This is a genomic window from Pseudomonas sp. K8, from assembly GCF_014889455.1.
Classification (GTDB): domain Bacteria; phylum Pseudomonadota; class Gammaproteobacteria; order Pseudomonadales; family Pseudomonadaceae; genus Aquipseudomonas; species Aquipseudomonas veronii.
In genome coordinates, this window is the sequence record NZ_VJWO01000139.1 from 1 (window position 1) to 787 (window position 787).

Annotated in this window: 1 pseudogene; it reads right to left on the bottom strand. The window is 65.7% G+C overall.

Annotated features, from left to right (window positions below):
* Positions 1-504: 504 nt before the first annotated feature.
* A pseudogene (locus INT12_RS30600) lies at positions 505-787 on the bottom strand (TonB-dependent receptor); the annotation flags it as partial.

The following is a 787-nucleotide window of genomic DNA, read 5'->3' on the forward strand; positions in this document are numbered from 1 at the left end:
ACCGGCACGACGTCGGCCTGCCGGCGGGCGGCTTGGTCCTTGCTGCCACACCCGGCCAGGATGACCAGGCCGAGGCCGGCAATGATGCGTGCGGTGATGCGTCCCGACATGAAGTACAGCCCTTGATGTTCCACGACCGGCAAGTGTAGCCACGACCTGCGTCAGGCATATGTGCCAAGCGTTTACCGGCACCTTCACATCACCCGGTGACACGCGCAACCCCTTTCGTGCTGGGGCTTGCAGGGCGTGTAACGGCATGTGTCAACGCATGTCGGATTGCGTCGTGCGCGGTTGGTAAAGTCAAAGGCGAAAAGCCGGCGTCCGCACTGTCACGAGCCGGGAGTCCGGCGGGCAGCCCCCTACGGGACACGCCGTAAACCCATCCGTGGGGGCTTGGCAAAAACATCCATGTTTTTGACAGTCCCGTAGGGGGCTACCCGCCGGCCTCCCCGACGCATGGTCGTGCGCGGACACTAGAGCGCACCAAGGCCTTTGCTCTTCGCCTCAGTACCGGTAATTCACCTTCATCCAGACCGTGCGGCCGGGCTCGTTGATGCGCACCGGATCGGCGGGGAAGCCGAAATCGGCGCTGCCGGCGAGGTTGAGGTGCTCGCTGTAGGCGCGGTCGAACAGGTTGTCCACGCCTGCGCTGAGCTGGAGTGCATCGCTGATGCGGTAGCCGGCGTTGAGCGCGAGCGTGGCGAAGCCGGCGCTTGGGCCAAGGTCACGTGCGACCACGTTGCCCTGCCCAGGCGCGACGCGGTTCGGGCGGGTCACTGCACGGGCC